The sequence below is a fragment of the Desertibacillus haloalkaliphilus genome, from assembly GCF_019039105.1.
In the GTDB taxonomy this organism is placed as follows: domain Bacteria; phylum Bacillota; class Bacilli; order Bacillales; family KJ1-10-99; genus Desertibacillus; species Desertibacillus haloalkaliphilus.
The window spans coordinates 117,340-133,903 of the sequence record NZ_JAHPIV010000009.1; the positions used below are offsets into that span (position 1 = coordinate 117,340).

At 39.4% G+C, this 16,564-nt stretch carries 14 protein-coding genes; 11 read left to right on the top strand and 3 right to left on the bottom strand.

Translation table 11 applies throughout. The annotated features are described in order from the left end of the window. The first annotated feature begins 87 nt into the window (after positions 1–87). Positions 88–957 carry a ComEC/Rec2 family competence protein gene (locus KH400_RS11715; RefSeq protein ID WP_217224808.1) on the top strand — a complete coding sequence of 290 codons (870 nt, stop codon included), beginning with the start codon at positions 88–90 and terminating at the stop codon, positions 955–957. 49 nt (positions 958–1,006) lie between these two features. Beyond that, the gene (locus KH400_RS11720) at positions 1,007–2,311 is read left to right on the top strand and encodes an amidohydrolase (protein WP_217224809.1); all 1,305 of its coding nucleotides are present in this window, start codon (positions 1,007–1,009) and stop codon (positions 2,309–2,311) included. A 143-nt stretch (positions 2,312–2,454) separates the two neighbouring features. Here KH400_RS11720 and KH400_RS11725 read toward each other — a convergent pair whose 3' ends face one another. Continuing rightward, on the bottom strand, positions 2,455–2,628 hold the full coding sequence (locus tag KH400_RS11725) for a hypothetical protein (protein ID WP_217224810.1): 174 nt from the start codon (positions 2,626–2,628) through the stop codon (positions 2,455–2,457). A 115-nt stretch (positions 2,629–2,743) separates the two neighbouring features. Here KH400_RS11725 and KH400_RS11730 point away from each other — a divergent pair, with 115 nt between their 5' ends. The 8 genes from KH400_RS11730 to KH400_RS11765 all read left to right on the top strand — a co-directional run bounded on the left by KH400_RS11730 (position 2,744) and on the right by KH400_RS11765 (position 11,997). Further along, positions 2,744–2,911 (top strand): YpmA family protein, encoded by a 168-nt coding sequence (locus KH400_RS11730; RefSeq protein WP_217224811.1) that lies wholly within the window; start codon positions 2,744–2,746, stop codon positions 2,909–2,911. 12 nt (positions 2,912–2,923) lie between these two features. Then, positions 2,924–3,409, top strand: a complete 486-nt coding sequence (locus KH400_RS11735; RefSeq protein WP_217224812.1) for a cell wall elongation regulator TseB-like domain-containing protein — start codon at positions 2,924–2,926, stop codon at positions 3,407–3,409. Positions 3,410–3,535: 126 nt separating this feature from the next. Next, positions 3,536–4,720 (top strand): pyridoxal phosphate-dependent aminotransferase, encoded by a 1,185-nt coding sequence (locus tag KH400_RS11740; protein WP_217224814.1) that lies wholly within the window; start codon positions 3,536–3,538, stop codon positions 4,718–4,720. Positions 4,721–4,891: 171 nt separating this feature from the next. Further along, on the top strand, positions 4,892–6,181 hold the full coding sequence (asnS, locus tag KH400_RS11745) for an asparagine--tRNA ligase (protein ID WP_217224816.1): 1,290 nt from the start codon (positions 4,892–4,894) through the stop codon (positions 6,179–6,181). Positions 6,182–6,370: 189 nt separating this feature from the next. Continuing rightward, on the top strand, positions 6,371–7,072 hold the full coding sequence (locus KH400_RS11750; protein WP_217224819.1) for a DnaD domain-containing protein: 702 nt from the start codon (positions 6,371–6,373) through the stop codon (positions 7,070–7,072). A gap of 79 nt (positions 7,073–7,151) precedes the next feature. Then, positions 7,152–7,814, top strand: coding sequence for an endonuclease III (gene nth, locus KH400_RS11755; RefSeq protein ID WP_217224820.1), 663 nt, complete (start codon positions 7,152–7,154; stop codon positions 7,812–7,814). Further along, positions 7,807–8,337, top strand: coding sequence for a YpoC family protein (locus tag KH400_RS11760; protein WP_217224822.1), 531 nt, complete (start codon positions 7,807–7,809; stop codon positions 8,335–8,337). The genes nth and KH400_RS11760 overlap by 8 nt, the downstream gene beginning before the upstream one ends. Positions 8,338–8,412: 75 nt before the next feature. Continuing rightward, the gene (locus KH400_RS11765) at positions 8,413–11,997 is read left to right on the top strand and encodes a dynamin family protein (RefSeq protein ID WP_217224824.1); all 3,585 of its coding nucleotides are present in this window, start codon (positions 8,413–8,415) and stop codon (positions 11,995–11,997) included. A gap of 71 nt (positions 11,998–12,068) precedes the next feature. On the opposite strand, the gene KH400_RS11770 is transcribed toward KH400_RS11765, so the two are convergent. Continuing rightward, positions 12,069–14,702 carry a PBP1A family penicillin-binding protein gene (locus KH400_RS11770; RefSeq protein WP_217224826.1) on the bottom strand — a complete coding sequence of 878 codons (2,634 nt, stop codon included), beginning with the start codon at positions 14,700–14,702 and terminating at the stop codon, positions 12,069–12,071. Between the two features lie 76 nt (positions 14,703–14,778). Continuing rightward, positions 14,779–15,384 carry a Holliday junction resolvase RecU gene (gene recU, locus KH400_RS11775; protein WP_217224827.1) on the bottom strand — a complete coding sequence of 202 codons (606 nt, stop codon included), beginning with the start codon at positions 15,382–15,384 and terminating at the stop codon, positions 14,779–14,781. 158 nt (positions 15,385–15,542) lie between these two features. Between recU and KH400_RS11780 the strand changes: the two genes are divergently transcribed. After that, on the top strand, positions 15,543–16,559 hold the full coding sequence (locus tag KH400_RS11780; protein ID WP_217224828.1) for a DUF2515 domain-containing protein: 1,017 nt from the start codon (positions 15,543–15,545) through the stop codon (positions 16,557–16,559). Positions 16,560–16,564 lie beyond the last annotated feature (5 nt).

Here is a 16,564-nt window from a genome sequence, read left to right on the forward strand (position 1 = left end):
TACTGTCCTAATGAAAACAGTTATAAGTTTTAATCGTTTGAGACAAACTAAACGGTAATGTAAGAAAATGGATGTGGAGGGATTAGGATGGGTATCCGTACGTATTGGGGATTCGTTTGTTTTTTTTGTGTGCTTGTTGCATTACCAATCGTAATTGCTGCAGATGACGATAAGGTTGAAGTTGATTTAAAGTTAGATGCAGATGAGCTCGCTTATACATATTTTGATTTAGAAAGTGGGGAAGCAACCCTGATCAAGGCTGGAACAGGTGAAACAATCCTCGTTGATACCGGGGATACTAATTCAGAGCATGAATTAGAAAAACGTTTAGAGATGTTCAATATTGATGTGATCGATGTTCTTTTATTAACGAATGGTACGAATGAATATATTGGGAATACAAAATGGGTGTTAGACCACTACAATGTTAAAAAGGTGATTGTACCTGAATTACTTGAAGAGGTATTAATCGACCGCTTCTCGATCGACGCTGATAAGGTAGAGGGTTGGGATGTTGGTACCCATGAAGTGCTATTACCAGGTTTAGAAACGGATGTTTATTATCTAGAAAAGGACCGTCAAGAGCATATGGGTGCGATGGTGATCGGATTTACTTATGGTGATTTGCGCACGCTTTATATGGGAATTGCCGATGTAAAAGTAGAGGAGCAGTTAGCGAATCAATTTCCACTTAAATCATCGATTCTCAAGGTTGCTGACTTTGGTAGTCAGGAGGGGACCTCGCAATACTTTTTAGATGAAGTCGACCCTCAAGTTGCGATTTTGTTTAAGAAACGTGGTGAAAGTCCAAGTGCATTTGTGTTAGAGCGATTACAGGAGACGTGGATTGACATCTATCAAACGTATAAAATTGGCACAGTGTTAATTAAATGTACAAGAAATGATTATGAAATTTTAACAGTCCGAACCAAGAAGAAGGAGTTAGCTACTCTTTAACGAATGGATGATAAGTGTGGCAAGAGCGATCTCAAAAAGGGGATTTTTTATGATGGAAACAGCTTATATTAATGCTACGATAGTGACAGTTGATGAGGATGACCGTGTCGTTGACAACGGTTATCTGATTATTACTGATGGAAAGATACGTGAGGTCGGAGAAGGAGCGCTGCCTTCGAATGTGAAAGCTGACCGTGTTGTTGATCTTCACGGGAAGTGGGTCTTGCCGGGTCTTATTAATACGCACGGCCATACCGGAATGACCTTACTGCGTGGCTTTGCAGATGATCTTCCATTACAAGAGTGGCTTCGTAAAAAAATGTGGCCAATGGAAGCGCAACTAAATAAAGAGCTAATTGAAATCGCTAGTTCCTTAGCAATCTTAGAGATGGTGAAAACAGGGACAACGACTTTTTTAGATATGTATCATCTTCACCTCGATACAACTGCAAGAATTGTCGAGCAGTCAGGGGTTCGTGCGGTCCTCACCCGTGGTATGATCGGTTTATGTTCTGCTCAGGAACAGCAGTCTAAGCTAAATGAAGCGATTGCGTTGACGAAAGCATGGCATTCTCAGGCGGATGGGCGAATTACAACGATGCTCTCGCCACATGCACCTTATACATGTCCACCTTCGTTTATTGAGGCTGTAGTCAGTGAGGCTCATGCACTAGAACTACCATTACATATTCATTTATCTGAGACAAGTCATGAAGTGAATGAGCATGTCAGCAAATACGGAAAACGGCCTGTTGAGCATTTACATGAACTCGATTTCTTTAATGGTAAAAGCCTAATTGCACATGCGGTTCATCTTAATGATAGGGAGATAGAGATATTAGCTGAGAAGAATGTTGCTGTTTCCCATAATCCGATAAGCAACTTGAAGTTAGGATCAGGAATTGCAAGGGTGCCAGATTTGTCACGAGCTGGCGTTACCGTCTCACTTGGGACAGACAGTGCAGCCTCTAATAATACCCTTGATTTATTTGAAGAAATGCGTATGGCTGCGCTATTACATAAAGGTGCGTCAGAAGATCCAACGGCCATTTCTGCTCATGAAGCGTTGAGGATGGCTACCATACATGGAGCAAAGTCATTGAATCTTAAAGCAGTCGGAAGTCTTGAGGTTGATAAGGATGCAGACTTTATTACGATTGATCCGCGTATGAAGCCACATTTACAACCTCAGGCTCACGTACACTCACACTTAATCTATGCAGCAACAGGAGCTGATGTCTGTGACGTTGTTGTTAAAGGAAAGGTAATCATGGAAGATCGAGAATGTGTTACGATTGATGAGGAGCGAGTACTTTTTGAAGCGAATCGTGGCTATCATCTGTTAAATAAATAATCATATGTATTAAAATCTGGCTGTCCCAAGCCGTAACACCAACCGAGGCATTAGGTCAATGTAGGCGGTCACGAGTGGGACAGCCACATAACTGAGGTGTGGTAGGAGGAATTTTTTTTGCTTATCTGACTATTAAAAACATATCAACGGAATTGGTCATGATCTAGTGCTGTTGGAAATTGTGTTTGCCTGAAATGTTCTTCAATCGTCTTCTCTTCTTGTGGCCGATATCGAGAAGAGAGCGCAAACCAATCTTTTTGTTGTTGAAACTTTTCTGCTGTAGACATTGGTTGTTGTACCGTCGTATTTTGTATCACACGCTCAGACCTCCTTTGTTGAGCGGTACTAATAGTATGGCCATTACAAGGGCGGCTATGTTTAGAAATAGTTTGCAGTATAGGTGAGATGTTTGGAAAAGCTGGAGGAATAAAAATGGAACAAAAAATTGAAAAGCTATCTACGGTGAAGATTCAAAAGTCACCAGATGTCTATAAAGTTGTTGATGCTCTAAATCGTACCTTGAAAGAGGATGACCTTATGTTTGGTCTAGCGCTTGATGAGGACAAAGAAAAAATGGTCTTTACGATTTATCGAACGTAATTTGGTGAGACGATGAAAAAATGGATGTTAATTAGCAGTATAGTGATAATTGTTGTCATCGTTATATCGTCATACTTTTTTTACCAGTCAGTTAGAGAGCCGCTAATTGTCGAACAAGAAAAAGCTCGTCATTACCTCATTAATGAAGGTGTACTTGAAACAATCGAAACGATGGATTTTTACCATGGGACTCATACTTATTATGTGGCAAAAGGATACGATTCAAATCAAAAAGAGAAAATCGTTTGGGTTGATGAAGGGTTAGAGGAAACATTCACTCGTACCGGCCAGGATGGACTTTCAGAAGATGATGTTCGTCAGCTGGTAAGTGACGAGCTCAATGTGGCGAAACTGATCTCGATACGTATAGGCATAGAGAAAAGAATTCCTGTTTATGAGGTTACTTACTTAGATGAAGATGATCGCTACTCTTATTATTACATGACCTTTGATGACGGCACATTTATGAAAAGGTATAGTGTAAAGAAAACGTCATAATAAGTCATTTTTTGTGAAAAGATCTTTTATTATTAACGGAAAAAGGTTGAATCGTTTGAAAACAACCCTTATAGTTATAACAAATGGTTTTATACTCAATTGAATTGACATGGGAGGAAGTGGAGCATGAACTTAGCAAAACGTGTATCAACATTAACACCCTCATCAACATTAGCAATCACTGCAAAAGCAAAAGCGCTAAAAGAGGAAGGCCATGATGTGATTGGTTTAGGTGCCGGAGAGCCTGACTTTAATACCCCGCAATATATTATTGATGCGGCCATTAAATCGATGGAAGAGGGACAAACAAAATATACGCCATCCGGTGGTTTACCAAAACTAAAAGAAGCAATTATTACGAAATTTAAGCAAGACCAAGACATTACATATAACCCTAGTGAAGTGATCGTTTGTAGTGGGGCAAAGCATGCCTTATATACATTATTCCAAGCCATCCTTGATGAAGGGGAAGAAGTGATTATCCCGACCCCTTATTGGGTTAGTTATCCAGAACAAGTAAAATTAGCGGGCGGAAATTCGGTTTATATTGAAGGAAAAGAAACGAACGATTTTAAGGTAACTCCTGAACAAGTTGAGCAGGCGATTACAACGAAAACGAAGGCGTTCATTCTAAATTCACCAAGTAACCCTACAGGTTCGATGTATAGTAAAGAAGAGTTAGAGGCTCTTGGTCAAATTTGTTTGAAGCACGATATTCTAATTGTATCAGATGAAATTTATGAGAAACTTGTTTATGGTGGAGCTACGCATACATCTGTTGCACAATTGTCGCCAGAGTTGAAAGAGCAGACAATCATTATTAACGGTGTCTCAAAATCACATTCGATGACAGGTTGGCGAATCGGCTATGCAGCTGGAAATGAAACGATTATTAAGGCGATGACAAATTTAGCTAGTCATAGTACATCGAACCCAACGGCAAATGCACAATTTGGCTCAATTGCTGCTTATACCGAAGACGATGGTTCGGTTGAGAACATGAGAGTGGCATTTGAAGAGAGACTAGACAAGGTGTATGAGCAGCTGATCCAAATTCCTGGTTTTTCTTGTGTAAAACCAAAAGGAGCTTTTTATTTGTTCCCGAATGTAACAGAAGCTGTAAAAATGAATGGTTATGACCATGTTGATGATTGGGTTAAGGACTTATTAGAAGAAGAAAAAGTGGCATTAGTGCCAGGGTCTGGTTTTGGCGCACCAGAAAATGTAAGGTTGTCATATGCAACATCGTTGGAGTTAATTCAAGAGGCCTTAACAAGAATTGAGCGCTTTGTGAAAAGTAAAACGAAATAAAGCTAAGGGAGTAGAGGAATGAACGTAACGGTTCAATCCTTAGCTCCCTTTTTTAATGGGAAAATAAGTCTGAATAGCCGTACTTCTGCGGTAACATTGACTTCTAATTTTACCGAAGGGTATAATGATGCCAGGTATACATAGAGAAAGAAATGTCATGGAGGGAAAAGCGTGAAAACGACTATTTCACAAGTAGGCAAGTATGTCGGACAAGAGGTAACAATAGGAGCATGGTTAGCAAATAAACGTTCTAGTGGTAAAATTGCATTTTTACAATTACGTGATGGAACAGGTTTTATTCAAGGTGTCGTTGTAAAACAAGAAGTTGATGAAGAGGTTTTTTCATCAGCTAAAGCGATCACGCAAGAAAGTTCTTTATACGTAACGGGATTAATTCGTGAAGATGAACGTTCTCCTTCGGGTTACGAGCTTACGGTAACAAATATTGAAGTCATTCATGACGCGCTAGACTATCCCATTACACCAAAAGAGCATGGAACAGAGTTTTTAATGGACCACCGCCATTTATGGCTTCGATCAAAACGTCAACACGCGATTATGAAGGTTCGTAATGAAATTATTCGAGCAACGTATCAGTTTTTTAATGAACAAGGGTTTGTGAAAGTTGACCCACCGATCCTAACAGGAAGTTCGGCTGAAGGAACAACGAACTTATTTCATACGAAATATTTTGATGAAGATGCATATCTGTCACAATCTGGCCAGTTATATATGGAAGCCGCTGCAATGGCTCTTGGAAAAGTTTTTTCATTTGGCCCAACATTCCGAGCTGAAAAATCAAAGACACGCCGTCATTTGATTGAATTTTGGATGATTGAGCCTGAGATGGCATTTATGGATCACGAAGAGAGTTTAGAAGTTCAAGAGCAATATGTTGCATTTATTGTGCAATCCGTCCTGGAAAATTGTCAACTAGAGCTGAAGGCACTTGATCGTGACCTTTCTAAATTAGAAAAGGTTCAAGCACCTTTCCCGCGCATATCATATGATGATGCGATTACATTCTTACAAGAAAAGGGTCATGAAATTAAATGGGGTGAAGACTTTGGCGCCCCGGATGAAACAGCGATTGCTGAAAGCTTTGATAAGCCGGTCTTTATCACCAACTATCCAGCAGAGATAAAGGCATTTTATATGAAGCCACAACCCGGACGTGAAGAAGTTGTTCTTTGTGCAGACTTAATCGCCCCAGAAGGATATGGAGAGATTATTGGTGGTAGCCAAAGAATTGATGACCAAGCATTATTAGAACAACGTTATCAAGAACACAACTTATCAGAAGAGTCCTATCAATGGTATATGGATTTACGTAAATATGGATCAGTTCCTCATTCAGGCTTTGGTCTTGGTCTTGAACGAACGGTGGCTTGGTTATGCGGGGTTGAGCATGTCCGTGAAACAATCCCATTTCCACGATTACTAAATAGACTTTATCCTTAAGCAGTTAAAAAAACCGAATTTGAACTGCACCCCAATTGTTAGACACAATCTAACAGTTGGAGGTGCAGTTTTTCATGACTGATGATTCAAGTTTACAAGCGGATCAGAATGAATCGTGGTAAAAATTAAAGGTTCGATTTGTACGACCAAGTGGAGATGTCGTGTTATAATAAACAATGAGGTGTTTAAATGAGTAATAAAATTATGGTGCAATGGATGGCTGCCGGCCATTTATCAATTTCAAAAATGTTATTACAGTATTACACAAAGCTTGGCATCAATGAAGAGGAACTTGTCTTATTGTTGCATGTTCAAGCATTTATTGAAGATGGGCACTCATTTCCGACTCCACACGACATCTCAGAACGTATGAGTTTAACAGAAATGGAATGTGCAGAAAAATTACGTCTGCTTGTGAAAAAAGGTTACCTTGATTTACTTGAACAACAAGATGATCACCAACTGCTTTCTGAGTCGTATTCACTAGAACCGTTATGGGAAAAGTTGATTTCAATGTTGCGTAGCCATGAAGGGGAAGCAACAGACAAGAAAAAGCAGGATGAGGAAATTAATTTATTTCAGTTATTTGAAAAAGAGTTTAGTCGACCACTATCACCGATTGAATGTGAAACGTTGTCGATGTGGCTCGACCAAGACCAACATGAGGCGATTCTAATAAAAGCAGCCTTAAAAGAAGCGGTTGTTTCTGGGAAATTAAATTTTCGCTACATTGATCGAATCTTATTTGAATGGAAAAAGAATGGTATTCGTACAGTTGAACAGGCCAAAGCATACGGTGAAAAGTTTAGAAAAAACCAAGGGAAAAGATATCAACAGCCCGAACGCGTACAGCCGAATACGTTTCCGACATATAATTGGTTAGAGCAATAGCAGGGACGATTGAAGCGAGAGGAGCGCCCTCTCGCTTTTGTTCCGTTTGGCGATAAGAATTGAGTAAAGGAGATTGAAGATGTTAACAAAAAAACAAATCAACACAGTATTAGATACAATTGCTGATATGTACCCGGATGCCGAGTGTGAGTTAGCCCACAGAAATCCATTTGAGTTGTTAATCGCTGTAGTATTGTCGGCTCAGTGTACAGATGCACTTGTCAATAAAGTAACCCCAGCATTATTTGAGAAGTATAAAACACCAGAGGATTATCTTGCTGTCCCATTGGAGGAGCTTGAACAAGACATACGTTCGATTGGTTTGTACCGCTCAAAAGCAAAAAATATAAAAAAATTATCACAGTCATTACTAGATGAACATCATGGTGAAGTACCTGCGACTCGCGAGGAGTTAGTGAAATTAGCAGGAGTTGGTCGAAAAACGGCAAATGTAGTGACATCAGTCGCATTTGGCATCCCGGCGATTGCAGTTGATACACATGTAGAGCGTGTGAGTAAGCGGTTAGGGATTTGTAAATGGAAAGATTCTGTACGTGAAGTGGAAGAAACATTGATGAAAAAAATACCAGAGGAACTGTGGTCAGATACACATCATCGCTTAATCTTTTTTGGACGTTATCATTGTAAAGCGCAATCCCCAAACTGTGATAGTTGTCCTTTACTTGACCTATGTCGAGAAGGCCAAAAAAGAATGAAAAGGAGAGAGAAGCAGCGTGCCTGAGTTAATCATTCCAAAATCATTTCAACTAGAGCCGTTTTTTAAAACAGAAGATACGATCACTTATGATGAGGATGCGTCTTTCTCCTTTTTCCTTCATCAAAGACAAGGGCTATTTTTATTTGATATCATGAAAGCTTCTCACATTAAATCGCTACAGCCTTGGAACGAACGTGAGCGATACGTTCCAAAGCTTTTTTCGGATTGGACATCAACTGAAGAAGTGATTGCTATTCATTTCCGTAACAGAGATCGTGTGCAAGCAAGAGATCCAATGATTAAGCAGTTGGCCCACTTTATAGAAGCTATGTTTTGGATGAATAAACAGCCAGTCCACTCATTAGTAACATGGAGGTCAGAGTTAGCACGATTAGAAATCAAACCTGTAAATGTAGTGGAGAGGCTGTCGTTTAGCATCGAACAGCCTGACCATTATCATTCCTTTATTCAGCTTAAGGCTCTTTTTGTCGAGATTGAGAAGCTATTTTATAAACAATTATTACTAGATCGGAAAAAAGGAATGTAGGAATTTCTACATTTGCCTTTTTATTTTTTGGAAAATTCGTTATAGTAAGGGTACGATAAGGACGGTGTAAACACGATGACAATAGTAAAAGTAAAACCAAATGAAACAAAAAACCTTGATGATATCGTAACGACTGAAGAACAACATCGTTATGCATTACTTGAAGCAAAACAAAAGCAAAATGACTTCGAAGTTGCGTTTTGTGGACACTTTTCGGCAGGGAAATCAACCATTCTCAACACGTTGTTAGGTGCAGAAGTATTACCGACGAGCCCGATTCCGACAAGTGCAAATATAATCGCCATTAAAAATGGTGAACTTGCTCTATCCGTTGCTAATCAAACAGGAAAAGAACAAACATGGACTGGTGAAATTCCGTGGCAGCGGGTTAGAGAGTGGGGAATGGATGGTAATGAAATTACATCGATGACGATTACTGCACCGTTGCCTTTTTTGGGCGAGCATAGCAAGATTTTAGATACACCGGGGGTCGATTCAACGGATGATTCCCATCAAACGGTTACAGTTGAACAATTATATACAACTGATGTGATCGTCTATGTCATGGATTATAACCATGTGCAATCGGAGACGAATCTCTATTTTCTCAAACAGTTGTCACATGAAAAGAAACCATTGTTTATTGTGATTAATCAAATTGATAAACACAATGAAGAGGAGCTTTCGATCGAGGCCTTTCAACAATCTGTTAAGGACGTGTTTGCGAATTGGGAGATTGATTATTTGGATATGTTTTATACGACAATGAAAAATCCAAGCCATCACCTCAATCAATTCTCAGCGTTCGAAAAGAAATTAAAAGCTTTATTATACAACAGTAAAGACATTGTCGACATTTCTCAATCGCGTTTGGTGGAGAGTCATTTTCGTGCAGTTGAAGCACGGATCAAAGAAGAGAAACTAGAAGCGGTTGATGAAATGATAGCAGAGATGGAGGATCAAGGCTACCAAAGTGAAGATTTGTCCAAGCGAGAAGAATTACAGGAAGAACTTGCTGTAACTGAGCGTAAACCGATTGAAATTGAGGAGCAATACCAAAAGGAAATTGGCGGTCTATTCAAAAATGTAACTCTTTTCCCGTATACAACAACTGAATTGACCAGACAGTGGTTAGAAAGTATTCAGCCACAGTTTAAAGTAGGTCTGCTGTTTTCAAAGAAAAAAACCGCTGAGGAACGAGCTAATCGTTTACAAAAGTTAATAGCGGATTTACAAGATAAGGTAAAGACACAGTTACTCTTTCACGTGCAAAGTTATTTTCAAAAAGTCGAACGTGAATTGTTGACCAATCGTGAGGCATTTGAGCAAGAACTTGACCAACTTGATTATTTTGTTGAGGCTGACTTGCTTACAAGTAGAGTGAAAACAGGTGAGCATAGCCGTGACTACGTCTTTACGTTCACGAAGGAAATTACGGCAGTGATCGTAAAAGAACTGCAAAACCGAGCACTACGTCTCTTACAGTTACAAACAGAAGGGCTCGAGAGCCATTGGAAAACAAAGCGTGATGCACTTGTGAAAAGGCTTGAGGAGTTCAAACAACTCGAGGCGTATGTGGATGCGATTGAAAAAAAGAAGCAGGCGTTTGATCAACAAATAGAACGGATCGACGACATGTTAGCAAGGCTTGATGATAACGGAAAGTTTGAACAGGTGATTCGAGCGACATTTACAAAATCTTATCCGACGACTCGTCAAGACAGTTTTCATAACGTAACGCTTCCAACAGAAAGTGTGATTGATACGAGTTGGGAAGAAGAGGATTCGTCCGAAGGTGTGGTTGACTTTTCTGAAGAGGAAACAAAACAATGGATCGAAGAGCTTTCAAAGACGTTAACTGACTATCAAGATCGGCAATTGCTTTCTCATGAACGCCAACAATTACTTGAACGAATTGATCGTTATCAAAAGCAGACGTTTATTATCTCTTTGTTTGGAGCATTTAGTGCTGGTAAATCAAGTTTTGCTAATGCGTTACTCGGTGAAGCGATCTTGCCTGTTTCGCCACATCCAACGACAGCAACTGTGAATACAGTGCGTAAATCAACGGAAGAAAATCAACACGGAACAGCTGTCGTATTTGTGAAAACAAGAGAACAATTAAACGAGGAAATTTCGATTGTCGCAGAACAGCTTGATGAGAAATTGACGATTGATTCGTTACAAAAGTGGAAACCAAAGCCAAACCAATACGTTTCAAGTTGGCAAAAAACATACGCTGAATATTTAATGACGATCAAAGCAAGTTTACAGGAGACAGAGTGGCAGTTAGGAAACCATTTTTCTGTGACACTTGAGCAGCTACAAAGTTTAATTGCCGAAGAAGATAAAGCCTGTTTATTACAGGAAGTGACTATTTTTTACGATTGCCCGGTTACTAAAAAAGGCGTTATTCTTGTTGATACGCCTGGTGTTAACTCGATCCATGGTCGACATACAAATGTAGCCTTTAAACAACTCCGAAATTCTGATGCGATTTTTTATTTAACGTACTACAATCATGCGTTTTCAAAAGCGGATCAATACTTTTTGCAACAAATGGCAAAGGTCAATGAAAGTTTCAGTCATGACAAGCTTTATTTCGTGATTAATGCTGCCGACCTGGCAAGTAGTAATCAAGAATTAAATGGTGTACGTAAGCATGTGTATGACCAACTAACAAGAAATGGCATTGAAAAACCAAGACTTCATCATGTTTCAAGTAAGCAAGGGTTAGAGGCAAAGAAAGCAGCATCAAATGAAAAAACTTCATTTACTGAGTTTGAAGATTCTTTTTACCAGCATACGATTTTGGAATTAAAGCAGCTAAGCATGTCGATGATTAAGGATCATTTTGACCAATTTTTGAAAAAGATTGATGATAGCTTGGCATTTATGCAAGCAGAAACAGCTGAGCAACATGAACGTCATCGAGAACTGAAGCAAACAGTGAAAACGCTTAATGAATCAATTGAAACACTTACGTTTCAGCATGCGACCCGTGATGTTTTCCTTGAGCAAGAGCAGTTATTGTTATACCTGCGAGAACGAGTGAAGTTTGTGATTAATGACTATTATTCAACTGCGATTAATGCAGCGACGATTGTAGGGGCAAACAAAAAGGCGCAGCAAAAAGCATTAAGTAATGGTATTAAGGAATGGAAAGGATTAGGAGAGTATTTCTTGAAACAAGAAATTGAAGCAACGCTTATACGTTTAGAAGCAACATTGAAAAATAAAGCAGAAGCATGGTTACATGAACAAGTGAATCATATTCAAAAACAGCTACCGCATTTGTATTGTTCCCAAGAGGTGAAAGTACCAACACTAACAATTCCGGATGTTGATTCCTTGTTGGCGATTGATACCGACCAATTCCTTTCTTATTTTAAATCGAAGAAAGATTTCTTTGAAAATGGAGGCATTCGTGCGTTAAAAGAGGCGTTAGTCGATCAAGGGTACGAAGCTGGTAGTGAGACCATTGCTGACATAGCAAAGCAGTTGCAAGCGGAAGTGTTGACATTATGTGAAGAACTTGAAAAAGATTTGAAGCAGCGTTTAAAAGTGGCATTAGATACAGAACTCGAGCGCTTTGAAGCCATGTTTGACCAAGTCGAACAACAATCTCTAGAAGCAGAAAGAAAAGCATATCACGTGTAATAAAAGTAAGTAAAAAAAGAGAGGTATATGTGGCGACAATTGTCGCCATATATACCTCTTCTTTGTGAAGGTTAACCAGTAATGTCTAACAAGTCTCTGGCTTCTTCTTCATCCTCAACATCATCGGGCTCATCTTCATTTTGATTGTTCCCGTTTCCATTATTACCACGGTTTGAATTGTTTTCACGTTCCCCATTGTCGTTGCCTTGACTTTGGCCTTGATCTTGATCATTTTCATCCTGATCTTCATCGTCTTCACGTGGAAGGAGATCTTCAGGGAGATCAATGTCTTCGTCAATGTCTTCATCAAGGTCGTCATCTTCTTCAATAACATCTACACCAGGAACCGTTACTGACGTTTGTACTGGATCGCTTTGTCTGTTTTGATTACTATCATTTATTGCTGTCAACCGGAAATGGTACGTCTGTCCGGGCTCTGGGTTAAGAACGATATATTGCATATCTCTAGATGATGTTAGATTGGTATACTCTCCATCTCCTATACGCTGATCAAGTCTAAATGATACACCAGAACGCTCATCTTCTGGATAACCCCAGCTCATAATAATCTGGTTTGTATCTTCATTATAACCAGCCGCAAAGTCTTGTGGTGCTGTCATTTTTTGATACACATTTGACACTCTACGTGGCTCTGTACCTTCAACAAATAGTTCATAAATGACTTGATCAGATGGCGTGCTGTCGCTCGGTAATAAACCTGTAGACCGTTCAACTCCAACTCGTACGACAGAATTTGGCTGTTTGAAGTCTGCGGTTTCTTTGGCCTTAGATACTTCACTCATAACCGCTTTAAATATCTGTTGGGCAAGCCTACGTTCATTTCCACTTAAATAATGATTTTCACCCTTTTTATCATATCCAGTCCAAACAGCAGCCGTATAATTAGTCGTATACCCAGCAAACCACACATCGGGAACTCCGCCACTTGGAATGTTATAGCGGGAGATATCCTCTGGGGTAAAGTTCGTTGTACCTGTCTTTCCAGCTAATGGGAGACCAGGAATGCTAGCATGACGGCCTGTCCCATAGTTGACGACCGATTTTAACATGTCAGAAATCATATAAGCGGTATAGTCATTCATAGCGACAACAGGATCTGGTGTGGTTCGGATTTCACGACCGTCAGGAAATACAATTTTTCTGATGGTATGAGGCTTGTTGTAAATCCCCTCGTTACCGAATGCTGAATAAGCACCTGCTAAATCAAGCGTTGAGATTCCAGTTGTAAAACCACCGAGCCCATAGGCCTCTTCAATTCTATTTTCAAAGGGGATTCCTAGTCGTTCAGCAAACTGTTGGGCACTATCGAGACCAACTTCTTGTAATGCTTTAATAGCAGGGATATTGTCTGAATTGACTAAGGCTTCCCTCAAGGTTACTCTACCGCGATAACTTCTACTATAGTTGCGGAGTGGATCACCGTTACTATACGTATGAGGTTCATCAACTAAAATGTGAGCGGTTGACCACTGTAATTCATCGATTGCTGGACCATAGTCAAGAACTGGCTTAATCGTGGAACCAGGCTGTTTTTTAATATCTGTTGCGAAATTAAAGCCTCGCTGAACGTTATTTTTATTTCTTCCGCCACCAATGGCTTTAATCTCTCCTGTTTTTGTATCAATTAGGGTAATCCCTGCTTGAAAGCTCTCACTATTTGGATAGCCGTTAATGTACTGGTCAGTTTGTAAGACTGATTCAACATGTGATTGAGCATCACGGTCAAGAGTTGTGTACACCTTTAACCCTGCTGTATAAAGGTCATTGGTTGAAATTCCGTCCATCTCGTCTACCTCAGCGAGTACGTGGTCAAGAAAGGCCTCATAAGGATACGTTTCTTGTTCCTGTTCATTTAACTGGTCAACGACCGGTACCGCTCGTGCGGCTTCTGCTTCTTCACTACTAATTTTCTCATGGCGCTCCATAAGCGCGATGACGGTATTTCGTCGTTGTTCAGCAGCATCTGGATTAACAAATGGATTATAGTAATTCGGGCGTTGTGGTATACCTGCAAGTAAGGCCGCATCTTCAATTTCTAGTTCATCTAACGTTTTCCCGAAATACGTATCAGCTGCTTGTACAATTCCATAAGCTCCTTTGGAGAAATAAATCGCATTTAAATACATTTCCAAAATTTGGTCTTTGGAATATTGCTGTTCTAATTTGATCGCTAAATATTGCTCTTGAACTTTACGACTAATCGTTTTATCTGACGTTAAAAAGAGGTTTTTCACGACTTGTTGTGTAATCGTACTTGCACCTTCAGCTCCGAATCCATTAGAGATATTTGCAGCAACTGCACCAAATAAACGGCGGATATCAATTCCGAAATGATCTCGGAATCGTACGTCCTCTGTTGCTATAATGGCGTCTTCGACGAGTTGAGGGACATCTTGAATGTTAACTTTTACCCGATTTTCAGAGGCTTGAAGTTGCACAAACTGTTCGTCATTTTGATCATATATTTGAGCCGATTGTGCAAGCGTTAGTCGATCTGGATCAAGTTCTGGTGCCTGCTGAATCATTGCAAATAAGGTAATACCGCCAGCTACTACAGAAATAACCATGAGGATTAGTAAGGATATGACGAGCTTTCTAAAAAAGCCACCTTTGTTTTTTCGGTTATTCTTTTGTTGTTGTTTCGCTTTGCGGCGACCTTGTCTAGTATTCATATCTTCTGACATGGTAATATCTTCCTTTCATCCTTTTCGAAAAAGAACTTTGATAAATGACGAGATTAAAACGATCGATACATGTTTATCAATCGTTATGTGAAAAATAAACTTCATCTACTGTCTTTAAATAATCAATTCTCGGATGGTACCCGGTTTTGATAAAGTGACCATATTGTTCAATGTCTTGCTTAGGAATCGACTTTCGCTTTTCTTCTTTTTCTTGATAATACGAAATCAAATAGGAGGCATCAAGTAAATAAACCTCATCGTGGCTCGAAAAGCGAAGCAGGACGAAACAAATGCCCCCCTGATTCAAGATTGTTTTCATATGTTGAACTTGGTGGTCATGAAAATTTTTTAACGGAAATGATGTTTTATTTTTCGTTTCTTTTGCTTCAAAATCAATATGCTTGCCTCGATAAACACCGTTATAATCGGTTGTGGACGGTTGTTTAAAATAAGCTTCCTTGACCACAGCCGCACTTCGTTTCGGATAATCAACTTTGACGATTTGTAGCGGTGTAGGTTTTTTATGAATGACGGCAACTTCTGCAGCCAAATAATAGGAGTTAGTTACATTAATATCTTCTTCAAGCGTCATCCCACGATTACTATAGGTTACATTGTTCTTTACTGGTCGCTTTTGAGACGTGGATGTATACATTTTCCCATTTGGATATCGAAATGCCACATTCATCACCTGCCTTTCTCATAAGTAAGATGGTTGCTTTTGCAGATGCCATCACTCAATCATAGCATGAAAACGAGATCTAGAGAAGATTATTTTGTCCTGTTCAGTCTCAATCGTTAAGACGTAACTTATTTGCTGCATGAGTAGAGGTGAAGTTTATGATAATACAAGGATCATTTTATTCTCGAAATGATCAGATTATGATTAATCGACTGAAGAGACAGACGAGAAAAGGGAATCTTGATAATATTTCACGTACCGTATGTTATCAGCAATTTTATAAGAAACATCCCGAAATAAAGTGGGCATATTTAGCGAGTATGGTATCACGAAATGCGGGTTGGAATATGACGGATCTGGCTAGTCAAGTCTATGAGCGGATGATACCAACCCATTATCGTAAGTTTTTATTTATGACCTATGAACGAGCAAATTGGCTGATTTTTGATGATGCCTACCCGCAGCTTCTTATTTATGAAGCTTCTAAACAGCAACAGCAGCCATTGTTTCACCTTTTAAAAGCTTTTCATGTTTCTAACTTTATGATTCATGAATGGATGATATTTTGGAGAAAAAAAGATCAGGATCGACTTTGTACAGCCTTAATTATTAATGAACAGCACCTGATTCAAAAGCCTGTTATTGAACATCCGTTTTATCAAAAAAAAGTGTTTAAAACATTCCCATTTTATTTGGAAGAACTGCTTCATTTTAGTGTTGTTCTCTTACCGTCACGTAATGGCCAATTATTTGGTTTTTCTGTACACGGTTTTCAAAAGGTAAAGAATCGAATTTTATTAGGAAGACGGCTGGCTTGGGTATTATTTAATTCTCCTGCTCAAAACCAAATTCGCGACTTTTCGCTCAAAGTCCAACATACAGGTTCACGTAGTGACTATGAACGATACCTAGTAACAAAACCACCAAAAAAAACACCGATGTTGCGCTCGACATACCCAGTCATTTATCATGAGCGTAGGCAAGGACATGATTGGTTTTCGCAGAAAACCAATCGTTATGTCGACAAATATTTCGCAAATTTCACCGTACCTAGAAAATACGAATTGACGAAGTGGTATGAGAACAAACAGAAGCAATTATATGTTAGTATGAGACTAGAAGAGTTGTTGTTGCCTAAAAATGTGTGGGATTACATTAAATTAACAAAAAAGTGAGGGTT